The organism is Actinomadura sp. WMMB 499 (assembly GCF_008824145.1).
Taxonomy (GTDB): Bacteria; Actinomycetota; Actinomycetes; order Streptosporangiales; family Streptosporangiaceae; genus Spirillospora.
This window is the reverse complement of record NZ_CP044407.1, coordinates 292598-316667: the sequence shown is the minus strand read 5'-3', so window position 1 is coordinate 316667 and position 24070 is coordinate 292598. Positions and strand designations below refer to the sequence as shown.

General features: G+C 72.9%; 21 protein-coding genes and 2 pseudogenes. 15 read left to right on the top strand and 8 right to left on the bottom strand.

Translation table 11 applies throughout. The annotated features are described in order from the left end of the window. Nucleotides 1–228: 228 nt before the first annotated feature. The 3 genes from uvrA (at nucleotide 229) to F7P10_RS01510 (ending at nucleotide 4162) form a co-directional block, all read left to right on the top strand. Entirely contained in the window at nucleotides 229–3066 is a 2838-nt protein-coding gene (uvrA, locus tag F7P10_RS01520; protein ID WP_151007722.1) for an excinuclease ABC subunit UvrA, read from the top strand. A gap of 83 nt (nucleotides 3067–3149) precedes the next feature. Next, complete coding sequence (locus F7P10_RS01515) at nucleotides 3150–3608, top strand: Rieske (2Fe-2S) protein (protein WP_151007721.1); 459 nt, start codon at nucleotides 3150–3152, stop codon at nucleotides 3606–3608. Nucleotides 3609–3691: 83 nt separating this feature from the next. Beyond that, nucleotides 3692–4162, top strand: coding sequence for a Rieske (2Fe-2S) protein (locus tag F7P10_RS01510; RefSeq protein WP_151007720.1), 471 nt, complete (start codon nucleotides 3692–3694; stop codon nucleotides 4160–4162). 62 nt (nucleotides 4163–4224) lie between these two features. Here F7P10_RS01510 and F7P10_RS01505 read toward each other — a convergent pair whose 3' ends face one another. Beyond that, nucleotides 4225–5346: a mechanosensitive ion channel family protein gene (locus F7P10_RS01505; RefSeq protein ID WP_254716348.1), complete on the bottom strand. Its 1122-nt coding sequence runs from the start codon at nucleotides 5344–5346 to the stop codon at nucleotides 4225–4227. Between the two features lie 151 nt (nucleotides 5347–5497). Between F7P10_RS01505 and uvrC the strand changes: the two genes are divergently transcribed. The 4 genes and pseudogenes from uvrC (at nucleotide 5498) to whiA (ending at nucleotide 10542) form a co-directional block, all read left to right on the top strand. Further along, complete coding sequence (gene uvrC, locus F7P10_RS01500; protein ID WP_151007719.1) at nucleotides 5498–7585, top strand: excinuclease ABC subunit UvrC; 2088 nt, start codon at nucleotides 5498–5500, stop codon at nucleotides 7583–7585. A gap of 41 nt (nucleotides 7586–7626) precedes the next feature. Then, nucleotides 7627–8460, top strand: a complete 834-nt coding sequence (gene rapZ, locus F7P10_RS01495; protein ID WP_254716873.1) for an RNase adapter RapZ — start codon at nucleotides 7627–7629, stop codon at nucleotides 8458–8460. A 54-nt stretch (nucleotides 8461–8514) separates the two neighbouring features. After that, a pseudogene (gene yvcK / locus F7P10_RS01490) lies at nucleotides 8515–9500 on the top strand (uridine diphosphate-N-acetylglucosamine-binding protein YvcK). 61 nt (nucleotides 9501–9561) lie between these two features. Beyond that, nucleotides 9562–10542: a DNA-binding protein WhiA gene (gene whiA / locus F7P10_RS01485; protein ID WP_151007717.1), complete on the top strand. Its 981-nt coding sequence runs from the start codon at nucleotides 9562–9564 to the stop codon at nucleotides 10540–10542. Between the two features lie 46 nt (nucleotides 10543–10588). Here whiA and F7P10_RS01480 read toward each other — a convergent pair whose 3' ends face one another. The 4 genes from F7P10_RS01480 to F7P10_RS01465 are packed head-to-tail and all read right to left on the bottom strand — an operon-like array spanning nucleotide 10589 to nucleotide 13828. Continuing rightward, nucleotides 10589–11833, bottom strand: coding sequence for a hypothetical protein (locus F7P10_RS01480; protein ID WP_151007716.1), 1245 nt, complete (start codon nucleotides 11831–11833; stop codon nucleotides 10589–10591). Continuing rightward, on the bottom strand, nucleotides 11830–12033 hold the full coding sequence (locus F7P10_RS01475) for a hypothetical protein (protein ID WP_151007715.1): 204 nt from the start codon (nucleotides 12031–12033) through the stop codon (nucleotides 11830–11832). Before F7P10_RS01475 ends, F7P10_RS01480 begins: the two co-directional genes overlap by 4 nt. Next, nucleotides 12030–13115 carry a hypothetical protein gene (locus F7P10_RS01470; protein ID WP_151007714.1) on the bottom strand — a complete coding sequence of 362 codons (1086 nt, stop codon included), beginning with the start codon at nucleotides 13113–13115 and terminating at the stop codon, nucleotides 12030–12032. Before F7P10_RS01470 ends, F7P10_RS01475 begins: the two co-directional genes overlap by 4 nt. Further along, nucleotides 13112–13828: a hypothetical protein gene (locus tag F7P10_RS01465; protein WP_151007713.1), complete on the bottom strand. Its 717-nt coding sequence runs from the start codon at nucleotides 13826–13828 to the stop codon at nucleotides 13112–13114. The genes F7P10_RS01470 and F7P10_RS01465 overlap by 4 nt, the downstream gene beginning before the upstream one ends. Nucleotides 13829–14133: 305 nt before the next feature. On the opposite strand from F7P10_RS01465, the gene gap reads away from it, so the two are divergent. The 5 genes from gap (at nucleotide 14134) to F7P10_RS01440 (ending at nucleotide 18066) form a co-directional block, all read left to right on the top strand. After that, nucleotides 14134–15132 carry a type I glyceraldehyde-3-phosphate dehydrogenase gene (gap, locus tag F7P10_RS01460; RefSeq protein WP_151007712.1) on the top strand — a complete coding sequence of 333 codons (999 nt, stop codon included), beginning with the start codon at nucleotides 14134–14136 and terminating at the stop codon, nucleotides 15130–15132. Between the two features lie 89 nt (nucleotides 15133–15221). Then, complete coding sequence (pgk, locus tag F7P10_RS01455; RefSeq protein WP_151007711.1) at nucleotides 15222–16409, top strand: phosphoglycerate kinase; 1188 nt, start codon at nucleotides 15222–15224, stop codon at nucleotides 16407–16409. Between the two features lie 3 nt (nucleotides 16410–16412). Continuing rightward, entirely contained in the window at nucleotides 16413–17207 is a 795-nt protein-coding gene (tpiA, locus tag F7P10_RS01450; protein WP_151007710.1) for a triose-phosphate isomerase, read from the top strand. Nucleotides 17208–17370: 163 nt separating this feature from the next. Continuing rightward, nucleotides 17371–17610: a preprotein translocase subunit SecG gene (gene secG, locus F7P10_RS01445; RefSeq protein WP_151007709.1), complete on the top strand. Its 240-nt coding sequence runs from the start codon at nucleotides 17371–17373 to the stop codon at nucleotides 17608–17610. Between the two features lie 81 nt (nucleotides 17611–17691). Next, nucleotides 17692–18066 carry an RNA polymerase-binding protein RbpA gene (locus F7P10_RS01440; protein WP_151007708.1) on the top strand — a complete coding sequence of 125 codons (375 nt, stop codon included), beginning with the start codon at nucleotides 17692–17694 and terminating at the stop codon, nucleotides 18064–18066. A 123-nt stretch (nucleotides 18067–18189) separates the two neighbouring features. Here F7P10_RS01440 and F7P10_RS01435 read toward each other — a convergent pair whose 3' ends face one another. After that, on the bottom strand, nucleotides 18190–18858 hold the full coding sequence (locus F7P10_RS01435) for a VWA domain-containing protein (RefSeq protein WP_151007707.1): 669 nt from the start codon (nucleotides 18856–18858) through the stop codon (nucleotides 18190–18192). Nucleotides 18859–19192: 334 nt separating this feature from the next. Then, nucleotides 19193–19771: pseudogene (locus tag F7P10_RS45270) on the bottom strand (substrate-binding domain-containing protein); the annotation flags it as partial. Between the two features lie 426 nt (nucleotides 19772–20197). On the opposite strand from F7P10_RS45270, the gene F7P10_RS01425 reads away from it, so the two are divergent. The 3 genes from F7P10_RS01425 to glyA all read left to right on the top strand — a co-directional run bounded on the left by F7P10_RS01425 (nucleotide 20198) and on the right by glyA (nucleotide 23174). Then, nucleotides 20198–20740 (top strand): Lrp/AsnC family transcriptional regulator, encoded by a 543-nt coding sequence (locus F7P10_RS01425; protein ID WP_254716345.1) that lies wholly within the window; start codon nucleotides 20198–20200, stop codon nucleotides 20738–20740. Nucleotides 20741–20850: 110 nt separating this feature from the next. Further along, nucleotides 20851–21825, top strand: a complete 975-nt coding sequence (locus tag F7P10_RS01420; RefSeq protein WP_151007706.1) for a DMT family transporter — start codon at nucleotides 20851–20853, stop codon at nucleotides 21823–21825. Between the two features lie 77 nt (nucleotides 21826–21902). Further along, nucleotides 21903–23174, top strand: coding sequence for a serine hydroxymethyltransferase (gene glyA / locus F7P10_RS01415; protein ID WP_151007705.1), 1272 nt, complete (start codon nucleotides 21903–21905; stop codon nucleotides 23172–23174). Nucleotides 23175–23181: 7 nt separating this feature from the next. Here glyA and F7P10_RS01410 read toward each other — a convergent pair whose 3' ends face one another. Further along, the gene (locus F7P10_RS01410) at nucleotides 23182–23982 is read right to left on the bottom strand and encodes a class I SAM-dependent methyltransferase (RefSeq protein ID WP_151007704.1); all 801 of its coding nucleotides are present in this window, start codon (nucleotides 23980–23982) and stop codon (nucleotides 23182–23184) included. Nucleotides 23983–24070: the final 88 nt, after the last annotated feature.

The window sequence follows — 24070 nt, the reverse complement described above, 5'->3', positions numbered from 1 at the left end:
GGCTCGACGAGCCGGTCGCCTGACCTCCCGGGCCGCACGTGGCGGCGTGCGCGTTCCGGTGGCGGGGGTGTTCGAACACGTGTACGGTGCGATGGTGCCGTCCGCTCCCTGCGGGACGGGCGGGGGACACCAGGAAATGCGGCGGCGACCAGCGCTGTTATGGACTTCGGGGACGGTGCGTCCTCCCACTCCGCATCGCCGCGCCCAGAAGGGGAACCGGGAAACGCCGTGCATGACCGACTCATCGTGCGTGGAGCACGCGAGCACAACCTGAAGGACGTCTCGCTCGACCTCCCGCGAGACTCCATGATCGTGTTCACCGGTCTGTCGGGTTCCGGCAAGTCGAGCCTGGCGTTCGACACGATCTTCGCCGAGGGGCAGCGCAGGTACGTCGAGTCGCTGTCGGCGTACGCGCGGCAGTTCCTCGGCCAGATGGACAAGCCGGACGTCGACTTCATCGAGGGCCTGTCGCCCGCCGTCTCCATCGACCAGAAGTCGACCAGTAAGAACCCGCGGTCGACCGTCGGGACGATCACCGAGGTCTACGACTACCTGCGCCTGCTCTACGCGCGGATCGGGCATCCGCACTGTCCCGAGTGCGGGCGGCCGATCAGCAAGCAGGCCCCGCAGCAGATCGTGGACCGGGTGCTCGAACTGGAGGAGGGCACCCGGTTCCAGGTGCTGGCCCCGGTGATCCGCGGCCGCAAGGGCGAGTACCTCGAACTGTTCCGGGAGTTGCAGTCGAAGGGCTTCTCGCGGGCGCTGGTGGACGGACGGCTCGTCCGGCTCGACGAGGCGCCCAAGCTGAAGAAGCAGGAGAAGCACGACATCTCCGTCGTCGTGGACCGGCTCTCCGTCAAGCCCTCCGCCCGGCAGCGCCTCGCCGACTCGGTGGAGACGGCCCTCGGCCTCGCCGGCGGCACGATCTTCCTCGACTTCGTCGACCTGCCGGAGGACGACGAGCAGCGCACCCGGATGTACTCCGAGCACCTCTACTGCCCGTACGACGACCTGTCGTTCGAGGAGCTGGAGCCCCGCTCGTTCTCCTTCAACTCGCCCTACGGCGCCTGCCCCGACTGCACCGGTCTCGGCACCCGAATGGAGGTCGACTCCGAGCTCGTCATCCCCGACGGGGAGCTGAGCCTCGGTGAGGGAGCCGTCCAGCCGTGGTCCGGCGGGCACGTCAGCGACTACTTCCTGCGGCTGCTCTCGGCCCTGGGCGACGCCATGGGCTTCGACCTGAACACCCCCTGGGACGAGCTGCCGAACAAGGCGCGCAAGGCGGTCCTGAACGGGCACGAGACCCAGGTCCACGTCCGCTACAAGAACCGCTACGGCCGGACGCGCTCGTACTACACGGCGTTCGAGGGCGTGATCCCCTACATCCAGCGCAGGCACGCCGAGTCCGAGAGCGACTACAGCCGGGACAAGTTCGAGGGCTACATGCGGGAGATCCCGTGCCCGACCTGCAAGGGCGCCCGGCTCAAGCCCGAGATCCTGTCGGTCACGATGGGCGGGATGTCGATCGCCGAGGTGGCCGCGCTGCCCATCGGCGAGTGCGCCAAGTTCCTGCTCGCGATGGAGCTGAACGACCGCGAGAAGCAGATCGCCGAGCGGGTGCTGAAGGAGATCAACGCCCGGCTCGGGTTCCTGCTGGACGTCGGGCTCGACTACCTCACGCTCGACCGGGCGTCCGCGACGCTCGCGGGCGGCGAGGCCCAGCGGATCCGGCTGGCGACCCAGATCGGCTCCGGGCTCGTGGGCGTCCTCTACGTGCTGGACGAGCCCTCGATCGGCCTGCACCAGCGCGACAACCACCGGCTGCTCGAGACGCTGCTGCGGCTGCGCGACATGGGCAACACCCTGATCGTCGTCGAGCACGACGAGGACACGATCGCCGCGGCCGACTGGGTCGTCGACATCGGTCCCCGCGCGGGCGAGCACGGCGGCGAGATCGTCGTGTCCGGCACCGTCGACGAGCTGCTCAAGTCGGACAAGTCGCTCACCGGTGCGTACCTGTCGGGGCGGCGGGAGATCGCCGTCCCGGACATCCGGCGGCCCCGCACCAGGGGCCGCGAGGTCACCGTCAAGGGCGCCCAGCAGAACAACCTGCAGAACGTCGACGTGGCCTTCCCCTTGGGCATCCTGACCGTGGTCACCGGCGTGTCCGGGTCGGGCAAGTCCACGCTGGTCAACGACATCCTCTACAACTCGCTCGCCAAGAAGGTGAACGGGGCGAAGACCGTCCCCGGCAAGCACCGCCGGGTCAACGGCGTCGACCAGCTCGACAAGGTCGTGCACGTCGACCAGTCGCCGATCGGGCGCACTCCGCGCTCCAACCCGGCGACCTACACCGGCGTGTTCGACCACATCCGCAAGCTGTTCGCGCAGACCACGGAGGCGAAGGTCCGCGGCTACCAGCCCGGCCGGTTCTCCTTCAACGTCAAGGGCGGGCGCTGCGAGAACTGCTCCGGCGACGGCACGATCAAGATCGAGATGAACTTCCTGCCGGACGTCTACGTCCCCTGCGAGGTGTGCCACGGCGCCCGCTACAACCGCGAGACCCTCGAGGTGCACTACAAGGGCAAGACGATCTCCGAGGTGCTCGACATGCCGATCGAGCAGGCCACCGAGTTCTTCGAGCCGATCACCGCGATCCACCGGCACCTGAAGACCCTCAATGACGTCGGGCTCGGCTACGTCCGGCTCGGCCAGCCCGCCCCGACGCTGTCGGGCGGCGAGGCGCAGCGCGTCAAGCTCGCCTCCGAGCTGCAGAAGCGCTCCACCGGCCGGACCGTCTACGTCCTGGACGAGCCGACGACCGGCCTGCACTTCGAGGACATCCACAAGCTCCTCGGCGTCCTCAACGGCCTCGTCGACAAGGGCAACACGGTCATCGTCATCGAGCACAACCTCGACGTGATCAAGACCGCCGACTGGGTCATCGACATGGGCCCCGAGGGCGGTTCCCGCGGCGGGACGGTCGTCGCCGCGGGCACCCCCGAGGACGTCGCGAAGGTCGAGGGCAGCCACACCGGCCAGTTCCTCACCAAAATCCTCGGCTGACCGTGCCCGTATTCGGTCCGGACGGGACGAGCGCGGACGGGGGTCGGTGCGGGGCACCGCGCTGCGTCCACGAGGATTGGAGCATGACCAACGAACAGACGCCCGGAGCCGCGCGCGAGGACGCGGGGTCGGCCGGGATTCCGGGGATCGGGCGGCGCGCCGTGCTGTGCGGCGCCGGTGCCGCCGGTGCGACGGCCGTGCTCGCGGGCTGCGGGTCCGGCGGTGAGACCAAGCCGGTCGAGGAGCTGAAGGGGCAGGAGATCGCGAAGGTTTCCGAGATCCCGGTGGGCGGAGGCAAGACGTTCGGCGACACCAAGCTCGTGGTGACGCAGCCCGAGCAGGGGCAGTTCAAGGCATTCACGGCCGTGTGCACGCACCAGGGATGCACGGTCGGCCGGGTGTCGGGCGGCCTGATCAACTGTGCGTGCCACGGCAGCGAATTCAAGATTACGGACGGGTCGGTGCAGAAGGGGCCCGCCGATCAGCCGCTCAACGAGTACCCCGTGCGGGTCCAGGGGGACGCGATCATCGTCGTCGGCTGATTCTGTTCGGATTTGAACCATCCCGTGCGCGGACACGTGCTCTCCGGTGACGGAACGCGATCACAGGTACCGGAGGGTTCGACATGGCACAGGAGACGCACGGAGACGCGACCGCCACCCGCCGCACGCTGCTCGTCGGCGCCGGCCTCGCGGGCGTCGCCGGCCTCGCGGCGGCGTGCGGCGGGGGCGACGACACGGCGGGCGGCGGGTCCGGCGAGACCGGCGGCACGGACGGGGCCGGCGGGACCGGCGGGGCGGCCCCCGGCGGGCAGGCGCTCGCCACGACCGCGGAGATCCCGGTCGGCGGCGGCAAGGTGTTCGAGGACGCGAAGGTCGTCGTGTGCCAGCCCGCGCAGGGCGAGTTCACGGCGTTCTCGGCGGAGTGCACCCACAAGGGGTGCAGCGTCGGGTCCGTGTCCGGCGGGACGATCGTCTGCCCGTGCCACAACAGCAAGTTCAGCATCACCGACGGGTCGGTGGTGCAGCCGCCCGCCGAGGACCCGCTGCCCCGCCGGAACGTGACCGTCCAGGGCGGGAACATCACCCTGGCCTGACGGTCCCACCCTGGCCTGACGGTCCCACCCTGGCCTGACGGTCCCACCCTGGCCTGACGGCCTCACCGTGGCTTGACGATGTGCACCCGGCCGTCCGGGGGCGGGGCGGGCCCGTCGCCGTCCCCGGCGGCGCCCTCATCGGCGCCGCCGGGGACGAAGCCGTCCGGGCCGGTGCGGAACCGGGGGAGCGCGTCGGGGTGGTGCGCGCGGACGTGGGCGATCAGGTGCTCGCGGACGTCGCAGCGCAGATCCCACGTGGCGCCCGAGTCGGCGGCGGTCATCACCGCGCGCAGCTTCACCAGGCCGTTCGGCAGGACGTCGGTCGCCTGCAGGGCCCAGTCGCGGCCGTCCCACAGCGGGTGCTCGCGCAGGTACGCGTGCAGGGCGTCGCGGAGCTCATCGAGGGGGACCGACCAGTCCACGGCCAGCTCGACCGAGCCGTACAGGCGGGTGGAGTACCGGGTCCAGTTCTCGAACGGCTGCTCGGTGAAGTACGACACCGGGAAGATCATCCGGCGGTCGTCCCAGAGCCGCACGACCACGTAGGAGAGCGTCAGCTCCTCGACGCGTCCCCACTCGCCCCCGGCGACGACGACGTCGTCCAGGCGGAGGGCGTCGCCGAACGCGAGCTGCAGCCCGGCGAGCAGGTTGCCCACGGCCGGTTTGGCGGCGATGCCGACGACGACGCCCACGATGCCGGCCGAGGCCAGCACCCCGGCGCCGATCGCGCGGACGGCCGGGAAGGTGAACAGCGCGGCGCCGACGGCCAGCACGATCAGGACGGCGGCGCCGATGCGGCGCAGCAGCAGCATCTGGGTGCGGGTCCGCCGGGCGCGCCGGTTGCGGTCGCCGCCGACCTCCATCAGCCGCTCCAGCGGCGGGTCGGTGAGCGCGTAGATGATGCGGAGCACCAGCCAGGTGGTCGCGCCGATGGCCGCGATGCGCAGCGCGTGCGACACGACCTGCTGGCCGCCGTTCCACAGGTGCTCGTACGGCATCGCGCCGCTGACGCTGGCGACCACCGCGAACACGAACGCGGGCGCCGCGCAGCGCCGGGCGACGTTGCCGGCCGCGGGCCAGCGCGCCGACAGCCGGCCGGCCAGCAACCGCCGCACGCCCTCCACGACGATGACGCAGACGGCGACGGCGGTGCCCAGCACGGTCCAGGCCCAGAAAGCGGACACGGGCGCCACGACCTCCTCAGTGAGTACGAAAAGAGCAGTTCAACGATACTTTCCGACCGGTTTGCGGTTATACGGTCCCGGTGCGGAGATCTCGGTCACCGGCGCGGGCGGGACGCGCGACGTGTCGGTCCCGCCCACTAGCATTTCGAGAGTGGCAGATCCGGCGACCTACCGACCAGCACCCGGCTCCATTCCGGAGTCCCCGGGCGTCTACCGGTTCCGCGACGAGCACGGCCGGGTCATCTACGTGGGCAAGGCCAAGAACCTCCGCTCCCGGCTGAACTCCTACTTCGCCGACTTCTCGGCCCTGCACCCGCGCACCCAGACGATGGTACGGACGGCGGGCAAGGTCGACTGGACGGTCGTCGCCACCGAGGTCGAGGCGCTGCAGCTCGAGTACTCCTGGATCAAGGAGTTCGACCCCCGGTTCAACGTGCGTTACCGCGACGACAAGTCCTATCCCTATCTCGCGGTCACGCTCGGCGAGGACTTCCCCAGGGTGATGGTGATGCGGGGGGCGAAGCGCAAGGGCGTGCGCTACTTCGGGCCGTACTCCCACGCGTGGGCGATCCGCGAGACGGTCGACCAGCTCCTGCGCGTCTTCCCCGTCCGGACGTGCAGCGCCGGGGTGTTCAAGCGGCAGCACCAGCTCGGCCGCCCCTGCCTGCTCGGCGACATCGGCAAGTGCTCGGCGCCCTGCGTCGGCCGCGTGTCGCCGGACGAGCACCGCGCGCTCGCCGAGGACTTCTGCGCGTTCATGGCGGGCGAGACCGGCCGGTTCATCAAGAGCATCGAGGCCGCGATGCGCGAGGCCGCCGCCGAGCAGGAGTACGAGCGGGCCGCGCGGCTGCGCGACGACATGCGCGCGCTGGAGCGGGCGCTGGAGAAGCAGGCGGTGGTGCTGCCCGAGAGCACCGACTGCGACATGATCGCGTTCGCCGAGGACGAGCTGGTCGCGGCCGTCCAGGTGTTCTACGTGCGCGGCGGCCGGATCCGCGGGCAGCGCGGCTGGGTCGTGGACAAGGTCGACGACGTCACGACCGCCGATCTGGTCGAGCACTTCCTCATCCAGATCTACGGGGAGAGCGAGGCGGTGCCGCGCGAGGTGCTGGTGCCCGAGCTCCCGCCCGAACCCGACCCGATGACCGAGCTGCTGGCCGAGCGCCGCGGCGGGCCCGTCCGGCTGCGGGTGCCGCGCCGCGGCGACAAGAAGGCGCTGCTGGAGACGGTCGAGCGCAACGCGCACGAGGCGCTCAAGCAGCACAAGACCCGGCGCGCGGGCGACCTGACGACCCGCAGCGTGGCGCTGCGGGAGCTGCAGGAGGCGCTGGAGCTGGACGAGGCGCCGCTGCGCATCGAGTGCTACGACGTGTCGAACCTGCAGGGCACGAACGTCGTGGCGTCCATGGTCGTGTTCGAGGACGGGCTCGCCCGCAAGAGCGAGTACCGGCGGTTCACGATCAAGGCGGTGGAGGGGCAGGACGACGTTCGGTCCGTGCACGAGGTGATCACCCGCCGGTTCCGCCGCTACCTGGCCGAGAGCGAGCGGACGGGCGAGCTGGACTCGCTCGGCGATCCGGAGGCCGAGACCGGAGGGACGCCGGACGGCGGGGGAACGCCGATCGACCCGGAGACGGGCAGGCCGCGCAAGTTCGCCTACCCGCCCAACCTGGTGGTCGTCGACGGTGGCCCGCCGCAGGCCGCGGCGGCGCAGCGGGCCCTGGACGAGCTCGGCATCGAGGACATCCCGGTGTGCGGCATCGCCAAGCGGCTGGAGGAGATCTGGCTGCCCGACGAGGCCGACCCGGTGATCCTCGCCCGCAACAGCGAGGGCATGTTCCTGGTGCAGCGGCTCCGCGACGAGGCGCACCGGTTCGCCATCACCTTCCACCGGCAGCGGCGTTCCAAGGCCATGACCTTCAGCGAACTCGATAGTGTTCCCGGTCTGGGCCCGGCGCGGCGCTCGGCGCTGCTGAAGCACTTCGGTTCGGTGAAGCGGTTGCGGGAGGCGACGCCGGAGCAGGTCGCCGAGGTCCCGGGCATCGGGCTGCGCAGCGCCGAGACGATCGTCGCCGCGCTGCACGGCGCGACGGCGGGGAACCAGCCGGGGAACAAGTCGGAGAACAAGCCGGAGAACACGTCGGGGAGTACGACGGAGCGGGAACCGGGCGACGGGCCGGGGCGCACGGACGCGGGCGGATCCGCGGCCGACGGGGAGCACAGGGGGAGACGGGCGTGACCAGCGAGAGCAAGATTCCGGACATCGTCATCGTCACCGGGATGTCCGGGGCGGGCCGCAGCACCGCGGCCAAGTCGCTGGAGGACCTCGACTGGTTCGTGGTCGACAACCTCCCGCCGGGGCTGCTGGCCACCATGGCCGACCTCGGCGGCCGGGTGAAGGACGCGGTGCCGCGCATCGCGGTGGTGGTGGACGTGCGCAGCCGCGCGTTCACCGAGGACCTGCACTCCTCGATCGCCGAGCTGGAGGCGCGCGGCGTCCACCCGCGCGTGGTGTTCCTCGAGGCGGGCGACGCCGACCTGGTGCGGCGGTTCGAGAGCGTGCGCCGCCCGCACCCGCTGCAGGGCGACGGCCGGCTGGTCGACGGCATCGCGCGGGAGCGGGAGCTGGTCCGCGAGGTGCGCGCGGAGGCCGACCTGGTGATCGACACCAGCGGGCTGAACGTGCACGAGCTGCGCGCGAAGATCATCGGCTACTTCGGCACCGACACCGGCGAGTCGCGCCTGCGCGCCACCGTGGTGTCGTTCGGGTACAAGTACGGGCTGCCGGTGGACGCCGACCTGGTCGTCGACTGCCGGTTCCTGCCGAACCCGCACTGGGTGCCCGAGCTGCGGCCCAAGACGGGGCGGGACGTCGCCGTCCGCGACTACGTGCTCGGCCAGCGCGGGGCCAAGGAGTTCCTGGAGGCCTACACCGACGTCCTGCGGCTGCTCGCCGACGGGTACGAGCGCGAGGGCAAGCACTACGTGACGCTCGCCGTGGGATGTACCGGCGGCAAACACCGTAGTGTGGCCATGGCGGAACAGATCGCCGCCCGGCTGCGGGACGAGGGCCTCGACGTGCAGGTCGCCCATCGTGATCTCGGCCGTGAGTGAGGCCCGGGCCGCGGTGACCCGGCGCGGGTCCCGGACGAGGAGAGAAACGGCACGGTGAAGCCCCTCGGGCCGAAGGTCGTCGCGCTCGGCGGCGGCCACGGACTGTACGCCTCCCTGTCGGCGCTGCGCCGCGTCACCGACCGGCTGACCGCGGTGGTCACGGTCGCCGACGACGGCGGTTCCAGCGGACGGCTCCGCCGCGAGCTGGGCGTACTGCCCCCGGCGATCTCCGGATGGCGCTCGCCGCGCTGTGCGGCGACGACGAGTGGGGGCAGACCTGGCGGGACGTCGTGCAGCACCGGTTCCGCAGCGAGGGCGACCTGCACGACCACGCCGTCGGGAACCTGCTGATCGTCGCGCTGTGGGAGCTGCTCGCCGAGCACGGTCCCGGCGGCGCCGGCTCGGCCGGGAGCGACTCGACCGTCGCCGGCCTGGACTGGGTGGGGCGGCTGCTGGGCGCGCACGGGCGGGTGCTGCCGATGGCGGCCGTCCCGATGGACATCGTCGCCGACGTGCGCGGTGCCGACCCGTCCCGTCCGGACGAGATCGGCCAGGTGCGCGGCCAGGTGGCGTGCGCGAGCACGCCGGGCGCCGTGCTCGGGGTGTCGCTGGTGCCCGCCGATCCGCCCGCCTGCCCGGAGACGATCGCCGCGGTCGAGGACGCCGACTGGATCGTGTTCGGGCCCGGCTCCTGGTTCACCAGCGTCCTCCCGCATTTGAAGGTGCCCGCGCTCGCCCGGGCCCTGACCTCGTCCAAGGCCCGCCGTGCCGTCGCGCTGAACCTGGCGCCGCAGCCCGGCGAGACCGACGACTTCTCCCCCCAGCGCCACCTCGAGGTGCTCCAGGCGCACGCCCCCGATCTGACGGTCGACGTGGTCCTGGCCGACGACGGCGTGGTCGACGACCCCGACGCGCTCGACAAGGCCGTCCGGGAGCTCGGCGGGCGGCTCGTGCTCGCCGGGGTCGCCGCCGACGACGGCTCGCCACGTCATGAACCCGCCCGCCTGGCCCAAGCCTTCGTACAGATATTCAGCGAGTGACGACCGGCGCGGCCGTTTTCGGCCACACTGCTGGAAGTCCGATAGGGGGAGGGGTCAACAGATGGCGATGACCGGTGTGGTCAAGGACGAGCTGAGCAGGCTGACGGTGCTGAAACCGTGCTGCCGCAAGGCGGAGGTCTCGACGCTGCTGCGGTTCGCGGGGGGTCTGCACCTGGTCAGCGGGCGCATCGTGATCGAGGCCGAGATCGACACGAACGTGGCCGCGCGGCGGCTCATCAAGGACATCTCGGAGGTGTTCGGACACACCTCCGAGGTGGTGGTGCTCGCGCCGAGCGGGCTGCGCAAGGGCAGCCGGTACGTGGTGCGCGTCTTCCGGGACGGCGAGTCGCTCGCGCGGCAGACGGGCCTGATCGACAACAACGGCCGCCCGGTGCGGGGGCTGCCGCGGCACGTGGTCGCGGGGGCGGCCTGCGACGCCGAGTCGGCCTGGCGGGGCGCGTTCCTCGCGCACGGCTCGCTGACCGAACCGGGACGTTCGATGTCGCTGGAGGTGACGTGCCCGGGGCCGGAGGCGGCGCTCGCGCTGGTCGGCGCCGCCCGCCGGCTCAAGATCCACGCGAAGGCCCGCGAGGTCCGCGGCGTGGACCGCGTCGTCGTCCGCGACGGCGACGCGATCAGCGCGCTGCTGACCAGGCTCGGCGCGCACGGCGCCGTCCTGCAGTGGGAGGAGCGGCGGATGCGCCGGGAGGTGCGCGCCACCGCCAACCGGCTCGCGAACTTCGACGACGCGAACCTGCGGCGGTCCGCTCGCGCGGCCGTCGCGGCGGGCGCGCGGGTGGCGCGCGCGCTGGAGATCCTCGGCGACGACGCGCCCGAGCACCTGGTGAACGCCGGGCGGCTGCGGCTCGAGCACAAGCAGGCGTCCCTGGAGGAGCTGGGCCAGCTCGCCGACCCGCCGCTGACGAAGGACGCGATCGCCGGCCGTATAAGGCGTCTGCTGGCCATGGCGGACAAGCGCGCGAGTGACCAGGGCGTCCCCGGCACCGAGGCGAACCTCACCGCCGACATGCTCGCGCCCTGACGCGTCCCGCCGGCCGCCGCGCCCCGGGACCCGCGGCCGGGGGCCGTCAGTGTTCGCGGTCGCGGTCGCCGCGCAGGATCCGCTCGATCAGGTCGCCGCGGAGCTGGCCGTATCCCGTCGCGGCCCACACGCTCGACTCGGGGGCCGCCTCGAAGTAGGGCACGGGACGGCCGTCGCGCTCGTCCAGCAGGTACTTCGGGGTGCCGTGGTCCTTCGCGGTGCGGGCGCACTCCCGGCAGGACCGCACCCGCAGGCTGCGGCGGCTGCCGGGCGGGCGCCAGGTGAGCCGGACGGCGGCGTCGCCGTGCAGGGGGTTGAAGAAGCACAGCGGTTCGGGCGGGATCTCCGGCCCGCCGGCGGCGAGGGAACGGGCCGAGGCGAGCGCGTCGCGCCCTTGGTCGACCAGCACCAGCACGCCCGCCAGGTCGGGGACGCCGCGCGCGCCGTCGAGCACCTTCCCGGCGGCCGAGTAGGCGTCCAGCGCGCGGGCCAGCAGGTCGCGGACCGCGGGGTCGGTGCCGGGGACGTCGGTGCCGTCCAGCAGCTCGCCGAACGCGATGACCTCGGCGGACGCCTGGGCGTGCAGCTCGTCGCGGGTGGCGCGGTCCGCCGTCGCGAACACGGCGCGCGGCAGCAGCAGCGCCTCGCCGGCGGTTCCGCGCGCCCGGGCCACCGCCGCGATCCGGCGGTGCCGCCAGAGCAGGAACCCGCCGACGGCCGCGGCCGCGACCCCGGCGCCGCCCAGTGCGGGCAGCAGGGCTCCGCCGTCGTCGGCAGCGCCCTCCCCGGCCTCCGGCCGGGCCTCGGCGGACCGCGACCGGGTGCGCTCCCGGAGCGCCGCGGACTGCCGCCGGTACTCCGCGTCGCCCTCGCCGGTGCGCAGCAGCTCCAGGACGCGGTCGAGCCGGTCGGCGAGCGACGCGTCGCGGAAGTCCGGGTCGAGCGAGACCGCGAGGGCGGACCGGCGCACCGCCGTGCCCCGCTCGTCCCCGGGATCGCCGGGCAGCAGCCGGCTGTGCAGGGTGTCGGTGTACTCGCCGAGGGTGACGAAGACGCCGCCGCGGCCGAGTCGGGATTGGACGACGGCGGCGAGCTGCTCCGGGTCCTGCCAGGTGCCGCCCGCGATGATCGGCACGAGGATGATGTACGTCGGCTGCGGCTGCCGCGCCAGCTCGTCCAGGATCCGCCGCCGCCGGTCCGCGGGGAGCGCCGACGCGAGCGACGGGTCGACGTGCAGCGGCGAGCGGCGCAGGGCGGCGGCGATCCGCTCGCCGGGGGAGGGCGCGGTCATGACTCGACTTCCAGGTGGATGAGGACTCTCGCGGCGAGGGGAGCGCGCGCGCCGTACTCGACGTCGGTCCAGGGGCCGGACCGGGAGTGGTGGGGGACGTGCCCGCCGGGCAGGGGGATCTGCAGGGTGAGCCCCTTGAGGCGCTCGTGTTCCGCGGTGGCGCACACCTCGCACACGCGCCGCTGCCGGCGCCCGTTCACGGCGCGGATCCGCCGCCGTCCCGTGGCCGGGCCGTGCAGCGGATTGACGAAGCAGGGCGGCGCCGGCTCCTTCCCGGCCAGCGCAGCCAGTCCCTCCCGGGCGAGGACGATGACCACGACCAGGTCGTGGGCGCCGCCGGGATCGGAGCCGGACTCGTCGAACAGGAGCTGCGCCGCGTCGAACGCCGCGGTCGCCCGCCGCCCGTCCGTCCCGTTGCGGTCCGGCGCGTTCGCGAGCGCCGCGCGCAGCGCCCCCAGGTCGTCGTCGGCGATGCTCCGGAGCCGCCGCAGGCTCGGCTTGGCCGGGACGGCCGACCGGCCCCGGCGCTCGGGCCGGACGGGGCGCGGTCGCCGCGCCGCCGCCACAGGACCAGCCGGACGCAGCCGTACAGGACGCCGCCGGTCAGCGGGCCGATGAGGAGCAGGCCCAGCAGGAACGGCCCCGCGGGTTCGGGTTCGACGTCGCGCAGGGGGCGGTCCTCCTCGCCGAACGCGTCGAGTCGCCCGTAGGCGCGGCGGTTCTGCGGGGAGTCGGCGGCGGGCAGGTTACGCACCTCGCCGATCTCGTTGACGATCCGCTGGCCCAGCCCGGCGAGCCGGTCCGGCTCGGGTGCGCGGTCGTACTCGTAGCCCATCGCCGAGAACCGGCGCGGGACGCCGAAGGCGACGAAGTCGATGTACCCGCGGTCGTTCGCCACGAGGTACAGGCCGTCCTTGCCGGTGCGTTCCCGGAGAAGCCGGGCGAGCAGGGTGCCCTGCCCCTGCGACTCCGACTCCGACGGGTTGGGGGTCACGATCACCTGGACCGGGACGCCCAGGTCCGCGGCGGCGTCCCGGACCGCCCGCCGGACCCGCGCGAGGTCCTGGCCGGGAAGCGCCGTCGGGAGGTCGGGGTCGACGAAGACGGGGTCGCGGGCGAGCGCCGCGCCGATCCGGTCCACGCGGGCGTAGCCGTGGTCGGGCAGGCGCGTCAGCGGGTCGTCCGGATCGGCGCTCGCGGCCGAGGCGAGCAGGGGCAGGGCGAGGACGGCCGCGGCGAGGGCGCCCGGCAGCCCGGTGGTGCGGCGGTGCGTCGTCCTCATCGGCCGCCGCCCTTCGGTGCCGCGCCGCGGCGGCGCGCGCGTGCCCGTCCCCACCCGGCCAGCAGCCCGAACACGGCGACGGCCCCGAGTGCCGAGCCGGCGATCCGCGCCGTCCGCTCGGTGTCGGCCGCGGCGGCCTCCTGCCGTTCCCGCCGGTCGAGCCGGATACGGGTCTGCGACTTCGGCCGCTGGTCGGCCGGGAGGTACTGTCCGGCGGTGCCGTCCCCGATGACCTGGACGAACGTCTCCACCAGCGCCACCGCCCCGGCATCGGAGGCCAGCCGGGACTCGGCCGACCGCCACGCGGCCTTCGCCGGGATCGACCGCCCGCCGCCGAACATCTGCGCGGCCCCGCCGTCGTCGTCCATCACGATGTAGAGCCCGGGACGGTTCACCCGGTCGTGCAGCAGCGCGGCGAAGCTCTCCTGGTCTACGGGGCCGTTCAGCGACGACGGGACGAGCGCGACGTAGTAGGGAACGTCGAGCCGGTCGAGGATCCGCGCGATGCGCGCCCCGGTGTCCGGTGTGACGGCGCGGAGCAGGTGGTCGGTGACGTACACGGGGTTCTCGCGCAGCGCCCGGGCGATCCGGTCGGCCCGCAGCCCGTCGGCGGACGCCCGCCCGGCGGGATCGGCGGGGTCGGCGCGCACCGCGGCCGGCGCCATGAGGGCGAGCAGCACCGCGGTCATCAGCGTGAACGCGATCCGCAGCATGGCAAGAGATCTTAGGGGCCGGACCGATAAAAGGCATACCGGCCGCCAAATAGCCGACAAACGGACGGGCGTGGACCGCCGCGTGATCGACCGGACGGACTTCCGGCGGTGAGAGCGTGCTCCCCCGGGCGAGGGAGGTACGGTCACCCCGCGTTTCCCCTGCGACCGGTGTCGGGAAACCGGCGAGTCATTGGATAGGGTCGGGGGCGGGGAGACGCCCGTGGGTTTCGCGTGGAGATCCCCGCACCGACCGTAACCGTCCTGGACGACGCGCCGGGCGATTGACGTACGAGGAGAGCCGTTCCGTGACCATCCGAGTAGGCATCAACGGGTTCGGCCGGATCGGCCGCAACTTCTTCCGCGCCGTGAAGGCGAGCGGGGCCGACATCGAGATCGTGGCGGTCAACGACCTGACCGACAACGCCACGCTCGCCCACCTGCTGAAGTACGACAGCATCCTCGGCCGCTTCCCCGAGGACGTGCACGCGACGGCCGACGAGATCGTCGTCGGCGACAAGACGATCAAGGCGTTCGCCGAGCGCGACCCCGCCAACATCAAGTGGGGCGACGTCGACGTCGTCGTCGAGTCCACCGGTTTCTTCACCGACGCGACCAAGGCCAAGGTGCACGCCGACAACGGCGCGAAGAAGGTCATCATCTCGGCGCCCGCCAAGAACGAGGACCTCACCGTCGTTCTGGGCGTGAACGAGGACAAGTACGACCCGGCGGCCCACACCGTCATCTCCAACGCGTCCTGCACCACGAACTGCCTGGCCCCGCTGGCGAAGGTCCTGCACGACAACTTCGTCATCGAGAAGGGCCTGATGACGACGATCCACGCGTACACGCAGGACCAGAACCTGCAGGACGCGCCGCACGGCGACCTGCGCCGCTCCCGCGCCGCCGCGCTGAACGTCGTCCCGACCTCCACCGGCGCCGCCAAGGCGATCGGCCTGGTGATGCCGGAGCTGAACGGCAAGCTGGACGGCTACGCGCTGCGCGTCCCGGTGCCGACCGGCTCGGCCACCGACCTGACCGCCAAGCTGTCCCGCGAGGCGACGGCCGACGAGGTCAACGCCGCGTTCAAGGCCGCCGCCGAGGGCCCGCTCAAGGGCTACCTGACCTACACCGAGGACCCGATCGTCTCGGCCGACATCGTCACCGACCCGGCGTCCTGCATCTTCGACGCCGGCCTGACGAAGATCATCGGCGACCAGGTCAAGGTCGTCGGCTGGTACGACAACGAGTGGGGCTACTCCAACCGCCTCGTCGACCTCGTCAAGCTCGTCGGCGCGCAGCTCTGACCGCGCGTCCTTGACACCGTCTTTCCCGCCGTGGCCGCGCGACGCGCGCGGCCACGGCGGGGCCGTATCCGGAAGGACACCGCATCCCGATGCGCACCATTGACGATCTCGACGTCGCCGGACGGCAGGTGCTCGTCCGCGCCGACCTGAACGTCCCGCTGGAGGACGGGCGGATCACCGACGACGGACGGATCCGGGCGGCGCTGCCGACGATCATGCGGCTGCGGTCGCGGGGCGCCCGCGTCGTCGTCTGCGCGCACCTCGGCCGCCCGAAGGGCGCAGTGAAGCCCGAGTTCTCGCTGGAGCCCGTCGCGGCCCGGCTCGGCGAGCTGCTGGGCACCCGCGTCGTGTTCGCCGACGACGTCGTCGGCGGGTCCGCCCGCACCGCCGTGGGCGAGCTCGGCGACGGCGACGTCGCGCTGCTGGAGAACCTGCGCTTCGAGGCGGGCGAGACCAGCAAGGACGACGCCGAGCGCGGGAAGTTCGCCGACGAGCTCGCCGCGCTCGCCGACGCCTACGTCGGCGACGGGTTCGGCGCCGTGCACCGCAAGCACGCCAGCGTCTTCGACGTCCCGGCCCGGCTGCCGCACGCGGCGGGCGAGCTGATCGACGCCGAGGTGTCGGTGCTGCGCCGCCTCACCGCGGACGTCGCCCGGCCCTACGCGGTCGTCCTGGGCGGCTCCAAGGTCTCCGACAAGCTCGGCGTGATCGACAACCTGCTCGGCAAGGCCGACCGCATCCTCATCGGCGGCGGCATGGTGTTCACGTTCCTCAAGGCGCAGGGCCACGAGGTCGGGCGGAGCCTCCTGGAGGAGGACCAGCTCGGCACCGTCCGCGACTACCTGCGGCGCGCCGAGGAGAGCGGAGTGGAGTTCGTCCTGCCGGTGGACGTCGTCGCCGCGACCGCGTTCGCCGCGGACGCCGAGCACGACGTCGTCGCGGCCGACGCGATCCCCGCGGACCGGCTCGGCCTCGACATCGGGCCCGAGTCCGGCAAGCTGTTCGCGTCCCGGCTGGCGGGCGCCGGGACGGTGTTCTGGAACGGCCCCATGGGCGTGTTCGAGATGGAGCCCTACGCGCACGGCACCCGCGCCGTCGCGCAGGGCCTCCTGGACTCCGGCGCGTTCACCGTGGTCGGCGGCGGGGACTCCGCCGCGGCCGTCCGGCGGCTCGGCTTCGACGAGAACGCCTTCTCGCACATCTCGACCGGTGGCGGCGCGAGCCTCGAGTACCTCGAGGGCAAGACGCTCCCCGGCCTGCAGGCACTGGAGGACTGACCGATGGCAGCCGCCGCACCTTCCCGCAAGCCGCTGATGGCGGGCAACTGGAAGATGAACAACAACCACCTCGAGGCGATCGCGCTCGTCCAGAAGCTGGCGTTCGCGCTCAAGGAGGCCGACCACGACGCCGTGGACGTCGCGGTCATCCCGCCGTTCACCGCTATCCGGTCGGTGCAGACCCTCGTCGACGCCGACAAGCTCGGGATCGCCTACGGGGCGCAGGACGTGTCGCAGCACGCGTCCGGCGCCTACACCGGGGAGATCGCCGGGTCGATGCTCGCCAAGCTCGGCTGCACCTACGCGGTCGTCGGGCACTCCGAGCGGCGCCAGTACCACGCCGAGGACGACGCCGTCGTCAACGCCAAGGCCAGGGCCGCGCTCGCGGCCGAGCTCACGCCGATCCTGTGCGTGGGGGAGGGCCTGGACGTCCGCAAGGCGGGCGAGCACGTCGCGCACGTCCTCGCGCAGGTGGACGGGGGCCTGGAGAAGATCCCCGCCGACCAGGTGGAGACGCTCGTGATCGCCTACGAGCCGGTCTGGGCGATCGGCACCGGGGAGACCGCCACCAAGGAGGACGCGCAGGAGGTCTGCGCGGCGATCCGCACCCGCGTCGCCGAGCTGTACGACGGCGAGGTGGCGGGCAAGGTGCGCGTCCTGTACGGCGGCTCGGTGAAGGGGAGCAACGTCGCCGGGCTGATGTCGCAGGCCGACGTGGACGGCGCGCTGGTCGGAGGTGCCAGTCTGGACCCGGGCGAGTTCGTCAAGATCTGCCGGTACCGGGATCTTCCGGCCTGATCAAAAGTGATCAATTCCTCGTGACATGGGGGTTCTTGCCGAACCAGCGGGTAGTTCGTCGTACCCTTTCAGACGGACGGGTAAACCGCCCGGCTCGACCCTCGACCTTGAACCGCAGACACGTCCCGCTCAGGCGGGTCCGGCCAGAGAAGGCGCTTGAACCGTGATCATCGCAACATCCGCCGTGCTCATCCTCTCGAGCCTCCTGATGATCGTCCTCGTCCTGATGCACAAGGGCAAGGGCGGTGGCCTGTCCGACATGTTCGGCGGCGGCATCTCGACGTCCCTCGGCGGATCGTCGGTGGTGGAGCGCAACCTGGACCGGCTGACGATCGGCACCGGGGTGATCTGGTTCGCCTCGATCGTCGTGCTGGCGCTGCTGTTCAAGGGCGACGCGGGCTGAGCCGCCTGATCCACCGTACGAGCGCCGTGCCGTCCTCCCGAGGTCACGGACGGCCGCGGCAGAGTGAACGAGGAGTAGTCCGTGGGTAGTGGCAACGCGATTCGGGGCAGCCGTGTCGGGGCCGGTCCGATGGGAGAGGCGGAGCGCGGCGACGCCGCCCCCCGCGTCTGGGTGACCTTCTTCTGCGCGAACCGGCACGAGACCCGTCCCAGCTTCGCGACGGACGTCGCGGTTCCCGAGACGTGGGACTGCCCGCGGTGCGGGTTCCCGGCCGGGCAGGACGAGGCCAACCCGCCGGCCCCGCCGAAGACCGAGCCGTACAAGACGCACCTCGCCTACGTGAAGGAGCGCCGCAGCGACGAGGACGGCGAGGCCATCCTCGAGGAGGCGCTCGCGAAGCTCCGGCAGAAGCGCGAGGCCGTCAAGCAGCACATGGAGGCCGCGGGCCGCAGCTGACGCCCCGGATTCCGCGCCGCGGCCCGGCACCCGCACGGGTGCCGGGCCGCGGCGCGTCCGGGCCCGGCCGCCGGGGAGCGCGAGGCGGCGGCCGGGGGCTCGGCGGGAGGCGGCGGCCGGGGCTCAGCAGTCGGGAGCGCACAGCCTCCGGGCCGTGGCCTCCCCGAAGATCCGCATGATGTCCGCCGGCTCGTCCGCCGTGTAGACGCTGCCGCGGGTGGCGTCCGCGAGCTGCTTCAGCTCGCCGGTGTCGACGTCCGGCCCGAACCCGATCACGATGATCTGCACGGCGCGCTGCGGGTCGTCGCCCGCCTTCAGCGTGTCGATGGTGTCCGCCAGCGACGGCCCGTCGGGGTCGTCGTTGCGGCCGTCGGTGAACACCAGCACCGTGTTGATCATCTCGGGCTTGTGGGTGCGGCGCATGAAGTCGACGGCGGCAACCAGGGTCGCGTAGAGGCCCGTGTCGCCGTCCGGCTTCGGCCGCAGCGACGTGAGCGTGCTCAGCACCCGCTGCCGCCGCGTCGCCGATCCGATCCGCTCCCCGAGCGGTCCGATCGGCACGGTCTCCCGCCAGTCCCGCTTCCCGTCCATCCGGGTCGAGAAGATCCACTGGCCCAGCTCGGTGCTGTCCGGCTGCAGCGTCAGCCCCTGCTGGGACGCCTGGGCGATCGCCTGCATCCGCGTGAGGTCCGTCCCCGGCACCCTCGCGGCCATCGAGCCCGACACGTCGAGCACCGACAGCATCCGGGACCCGAGCGCGAGCCGCGCCCAGGCCTGCGAGACCAGCCCCACCTCCTCGCGCGTCGGGGCGGCCAGCTCCGCGGGCTGCTGCGCCCGGACGCCCTCGTCGGCCCCGAAGTCCGGTGGGGGCGTCCCGTCCGGGTCGCGGAGGCCGAGCGCGCGCAGTTCGTCCAGCGTCTCCGGGGAGCGCAGCGCCCCTCGAACAGCCGCGCGGCCTCGTCCCGCTCCGTGTTGACGAGGGTGACCGGGTAGTCGAGCGACAGGGTGCCCTCCCGGGGTACACCGCGGCCGCCGGTTCCCGCGGGGACGTGCGATTGTAGGCCCGGACGCTCTGCTCCGACGTGAGCAGGACGGGCAGGACGCTTTCTCTGGACTCCTTGAAGTACGCGAACACCCCCTGCGCGTCCTGGGCCATGTTCTCCTGGGCGGTCCGCGCGAACGCCGCGAACGACGCCTGCGCCTCGTGCAGCCGCGCATGCACGAGCAGGAGCGCCGTCAGGCCGGCGCCCGCCCGCGCCGGATCGGCCAGCGTCAGCCGGACGAGCCGATCGTCCGAACCCGACCTCTCCGTAGCCGGCAGCGACGCCCGCAGCAACCCGTCCCACGTCGGCGCCTCGACGTCCCCGGCCCGCCCCCGCGGGACCGCCGCCACCAGCGGCGACCGCGCGAGCGGGCCGCCCACCTGCTCGGGCGGCTCGTCGAGCGTGCGCAGCCACAGCGACGAGTCCGGCACCCACACGTCCGGCCGTCGGACGCCCGCGCCCGGGGGGATCCGGCCCGACAGCAGGGCCGCGACCCCCGCCGGGCCCGCGGCGCGCACCGACACGCGCACGCACTTGCCGCCGACCTGCCGCTCCCTGCCGTTGAAGTCCTCACCGGTGCGCGTCACCGCCGGCACCAACTCGGGCGCCACCGCCACGTCCAGCGTCACCGCGCCGGCGTCGCATCCCCCGCTCGCCGACATGGCGTAGACCGACGTCCCGGCGACGACCGCGAGCGCCGCACCCGTGATCACCATCGCCTGCCGTACCCGCCGGCCGGGGCCGCGCCGCGGGCCCCCCGCGCGATGAGTTCCGCTCACGTTCATCCCTCGTATCCCGGGGCGGCGACACTGCCGCCCGCTGCCTCGGGCGGTCATTCTCCGGACGGCCGCCCTCCACCGCATCGGCGAAATCACCGGTGTGGCGGCCGTCGTGCCCTCGGGAACCGGACACGAGGTGCATTCCGTGCGGACCCGGGCTTAGATGGCCGGGGTTCCGCCGTACACCGCCATTGTCCGCACCGGCCGTGCGTCCGGCATCGGCGAAACCACCGTCCGCCGCGGGGGCGGGGCACGGCCGGTCCGCGCGCACGGTGGCCGAATATCCTTCGGGATAAAAGGTGTCCGGACGTGATATCGCGTGCGAGGTTCGGCATCGAGGACGCGGACGGAGGGGACGGCATGGACGCGGTGGATCAGGCGATCCTGCGGCGGCTGCAGCGGGACGGACGGCAGACGAACCGGGAGCTGGCCGAGGCGGTGGGGGTGGCGCCGTCGACGGCGCTCGAGCGGACGCGGGCGCTGCGTTCGCGGGGCGTCGTCACCGGGGTGCACGCGGCGGTCGACCTGGAGCGGCTCGGACGCGGCGTGCAGGCGCTGATCTCGATCCGGATCCGCCCGCAGTCGCGGGAGGCGATCGAGTCGGCGCGGGACGGGATGGCGGCGATGCCCGAGGCGATCGGGGTGTTCGTCGTGACCGGCAACGAGGATCTCCTGGTGCACGTGGCCGTGCCGAGCACCGCGTACCTGCGCGATTTCGTGCTCGACCGGCTGGCGCGGCGCAAGGAGTTCGTGGACGTGCGGACCACGGTGGTCTACGACTACGTGCAGCCGGTCGAACAGTCCGAACTTTCAGCGGCGAACGATCGCGGTCGCCGAACACCGTACGCGTGATCGGTGCTTCGGCCGTCCTTGACCGAGGGAATGACGGATGGTTCGAGCTGAACCGAACGTATGACTGAAGCCAAAGCTTAAATACCGCACATTCTTCTACCTTCACGGGCATGTACCGGTGGAAAGAGAGATCCGGGACGCCGCTGGTGCTCGCCGCGGGCGTCCTGTGGGGAACGGTGGGGCCCGCGCAGGTGATGGCGGCGGTCCCCGCGAGCCCGGTCGCGGTCGGGGGAGCGCGGATCCTGTTCGGCGGGGTGATCCTGGCGGTCGCCGCCCTGGCGATGGACCGCGGGTCCTTCGCGGGCCTGCGGGACGCGTGGCGTCCGCTGCTGGCCGCCGCCGCGGCCACCGGAACGTTCCAGGCCGCGTTCTTCAGCGCGGTCGACCGCACCGGCGCGGCCGTCGCGACGGCGGTGGTGTTCGGTGTGGTGCCGGTGTCGACGGGCGTGTGCGAGCGGGTGGCGTCCGGGATCCGTCCCGCGCCGCGGTGGTGGGCCGGGACGGCGTGCGCGGTGGGCGGCGTCGCGCTGCTCGCGGTGCCGGACGGCGATGTCCGCGTGGACCCCGCGGGCGTGGCGTTGGGCCTGGTCGCCGGGTGCTGCTTCGGCGTCTACACGGTCGCGGCCAAGCGCATGACCGGGCGCGGCGGCGGAATGGCGGCGGCGGTGTCGGTGACCCTGGTGGCGGGCGGGGCGGTGCTGCTGCCCTGGACGGTCGCCGCCCTGCCGGCGCTCGCCGTACCACGCGGGCTGGCGCTGGTCGGCTGGCTCGGCATCGCGGCCACCGCGGTGGCCTACATGTGCTTCGTGACGGGGCTCGGGCGGGTCGGCGCCGCGACCGCCGGGACGCTGAGCCTCGTGGAGCCGCTGGTCGCGGTCGCGATCGCGGTGGCGCTCCTGGGAGAGCCCATGCCGCCGCCGGTGGTCGCCGGGACGGTGCTGCTGCTCGGCGGGCTCGCGGTGGTGTCGGTCCCGCGCCGGCGGGCCGCCTCGCATCGCGCCGCTCCGTCCCGGGCCGATCTGTATGATGGCGACCAAGCGACTGGCGCAGTCAAGGTGGAGTCGACCACCGGGGAGCGACCATAGTCCGCGCACCGCGCGCCTGGGTGTACGGGCCCCCTTCACCGGGGCGCCCCGCCCCGGTCGACAGTGCGGAGACCGACATGCACGAACCGGCCGTTCCCCACCTGCGCTCCGGCGACCCGGACATCGCGCGGCTCGTCGAGGACGAGGCGCGCCGCCAGTTCGAGAAGATCCGGCTGATCGCGTCCGAGAACTACGTGTCGCCCGCCGTCCTGGAGGCGACCGGGAGCGTCCTGACGAACAAGTACTCCGAGGGCTACGCGGGCCGCCGTTACTACGAGGGCCAGCAGAACGTCGATCCGCTGGAGGAAGTGGCGATCGAGCGGGCCAAGTCCCTGTTCGGGGTCGAGCACGCGAACGTCCAGCCGTACTCCGGGTCGCCCGCGAACCTCGCGGTGTACATGGCGTTCCTGGAGCCGGGCGACACGGTGATGGGCCTGTCGCTGCCGATGGGCGGCCACCTGACGCACGGCTGGTCGGTATCGGCCACCGGGAAGTGGTTCCGGCCCGTCAGGTACGAGGTGCGCGCCGACACCGGCCGCGTCGACATGGACCAGGTGCGCGACCTCGCGCTGAAGGAGCGCCCGAAGCTGATCTGGTGCGGCGGGACCGCCGTGCCCCGGACGATCGACTTCCCGGCGTTCGCCGAGATCGCCCGGGAGACCGGCGCGGTGCTCGCGGCGGACGTCGCGCACATCGCGGGGCTGATCGCGGGCGGCGCGCACCCGTCGCCCGCCGGGCACGCGGACGTGATCTCCACGACCACGCACAAGACGCTGCGGGGCCCGCGCGGCGCGATGGTCATGTCGACGGCCGAGCACGCGAAGGCGATCGACAAGGCGGTCTTCCCCGGCCTGCAGGGCGGCCCGCACAACCACACGACGGCGGCGATCGCGGTCGCGCTGCGGGAGGCCGCGCAGCCCGGCTTCGCCGGGTACGCCCGGCAGGTCGTCGCGAACGCGAAGGCGCTCGCGGCGGCGCTGGCCGAGCGCGGCTACGACCTGGTGTCGGGCGGCACCGACAACCATCTGATCCTGATCGACCTGACGAACAAGGGCGTCGCGGGCAAGCCCGCCGCGAAGGCCCTCGACCTGGCGGGCATCGAGCTGAACCACAACGCCGTCCCGTTCGACCCGCGCAAGCCGTTCGACCCGTCGGGGCTGCGGCTCGGCACCGCCGCGATCACCACCCGGGGGCTGACCGAGGAGCGGATGCCGCAGGTCGCGGCGTGGATCGACGAGGTCGTGCGGGCCGTGGCGAAGGACGACGGCACCGTCCTCGAGCGGGTCGCGGGGCAGATCCGCGAGATGCTCGCCGGGTACCCGATGCCCGGCTGGGCCCCGGCGGGGTGAGACTCGGCTAGGACGGCCGCAGGACGGTGATCATGCGCCAGGCTTCGGGGGCGTCGATCGCGACGTCCCCGAAGTCGCCGTACCGGGCGACGGCCGTCAGGCCGCCCGCCAGGCGGATCGCGGCGTCCAGTTCCCCGGCCGTCCAGAACCGGTAGGGGACGACGTCGCGGACGGTGCGGGCCGCGTCCCCCTCGGTGATCGTCATCGTGACGCGGTCGTCGGCGATCTGGGTGACGGGGTCGAGCCGGTCGCCGGGCTCGCCCCACCGGACGGACGCGCGGACCCCGCCGCGTTCGACCGTCCAGGCCGTGCCGACGCTCGGCTCGTCGTCGCCGAGCCGGTCCCGGGGGTGCGACATCTCGACGACGTACAGGCCGCCGGGCGCCAGGTGGGCCGCGACGCACCGCAGGTGCGCGACGAACGCGTCGAGCGTCATCAGGTGCGAGGTGGAGTCGAGCATGGTGACGACGAGGTCGAACCTGCGTCCGAGGTCGAACGCCGTCATGTCGTCCCGGACGACCTCGAGTTCGACCCCGTCCCGCGCGGCGGACTCCGCCGCGTACGCGCACATCGCGGCGTTCAGGTCCAGGGCGGTGGCGGTGCGGCCGCGGCGGGCGAACTCGCGGGCGTGCTCGGCGGGCCCGGCCGCCAGCTCCAGGACGGTCCGGACGGGCGCGGCGTCCGTGCCGTCCGGGAGCGGGCCGCGGTGCCGGGCGCACCAGGCCAGCAGGACCGACACCTCCGGGGGCACGTCGCGGAACGAGCAGGCCAGCTCGTAGGCCCAGGGGTCGTCGTAGATGCCGGTCACCCGCCCATCCTGCCAGCGCGCGGGTTCCGGACGTGATCGCCGGGCCTGCCGAGGGCCCGGACGGAGGTACGGTTTCATATTCCGGACG

Excerpts from the sequence above, each read along its gene's own strand:
- F7P10_RS01515 (WP_151007721.1), top strand. The coding sequence starts at position 3,150 with ATGACCAACGAACAGACGCCCGGAGCCGCGCGCGAGGACGCGGGGTCG.
- F7P10_RS01510 (WP_151007720.1), top strand. The coding sequence starts at position 3,692 with ATGGCACAGGAGACGCACGGAGACGCGACCGCCACCCGCCGCACGCTG.
- rapZ (WP_254716873.1), top strand. The coding sequence starts at position 7,627 with ATGTCCGGGGCGGGCCGCAGCACCGCGGCCAAGTCGCTGGAGGACCTC.
- whiA (WP_151007717.1), top strand. The coding sequence starts at position 9,562 with ATGGCGATGACCGGTGTGGTCAAGGACGAGCTGAGCAGGCTGACGGTG.
- F7P10_RS01480 (WP_151007716.1), bottom strand. The coding sequence starts at position 11,833 with ATGACCGCGCCCTCCCCCGGCGAGCGGATCGCCGCCGCCCTGCGCCGC.
- F7P10_RS01470 (WP_151007714.1), bottom strand. The coding sequence starts at position 13,115 with ATGAGGACGACGCACCGCCGCACCACCGGGCTGCCGGGCGCCCTCGCC.
- F7P10_RS01465 (WP_151007713.1), bottom strand. The coding sequence starts at position 13,828 with ATGCTGCGGATCGCGTTCACGCTGATGACCGCGGTGCTGCTCGCCCTC.
- pgk (WP_151007711.1), top strand. The coding sequence starts at position 15,222 with ATGCGCACCATTGACGATCTCGACGTCGCCGGACGGCAGGTGCTCGTC.
- tpiA (WP_151007710.1), top strand. The coding sequence starts at position 16,413 with ATGGCAGCCGCCGCACCTTCCCGCAAGCCGCTGATGGCGGGCAACTGG.
- F7P10_RS01420 (WP_151007706.1), top strand. The coding sequence starts at position 20,851 with ATGTACCGGTGGAAAGAGAGATCCGGGACGCCGCTGGTGCTCGCCGCG.
- glyA (WP_151007705.1), top strand. The coding sequence starts at position 21,903 with ATGCACGAACCGGCCGTTCCCCACCTGCGCTCCGGCGACCCGGACATC.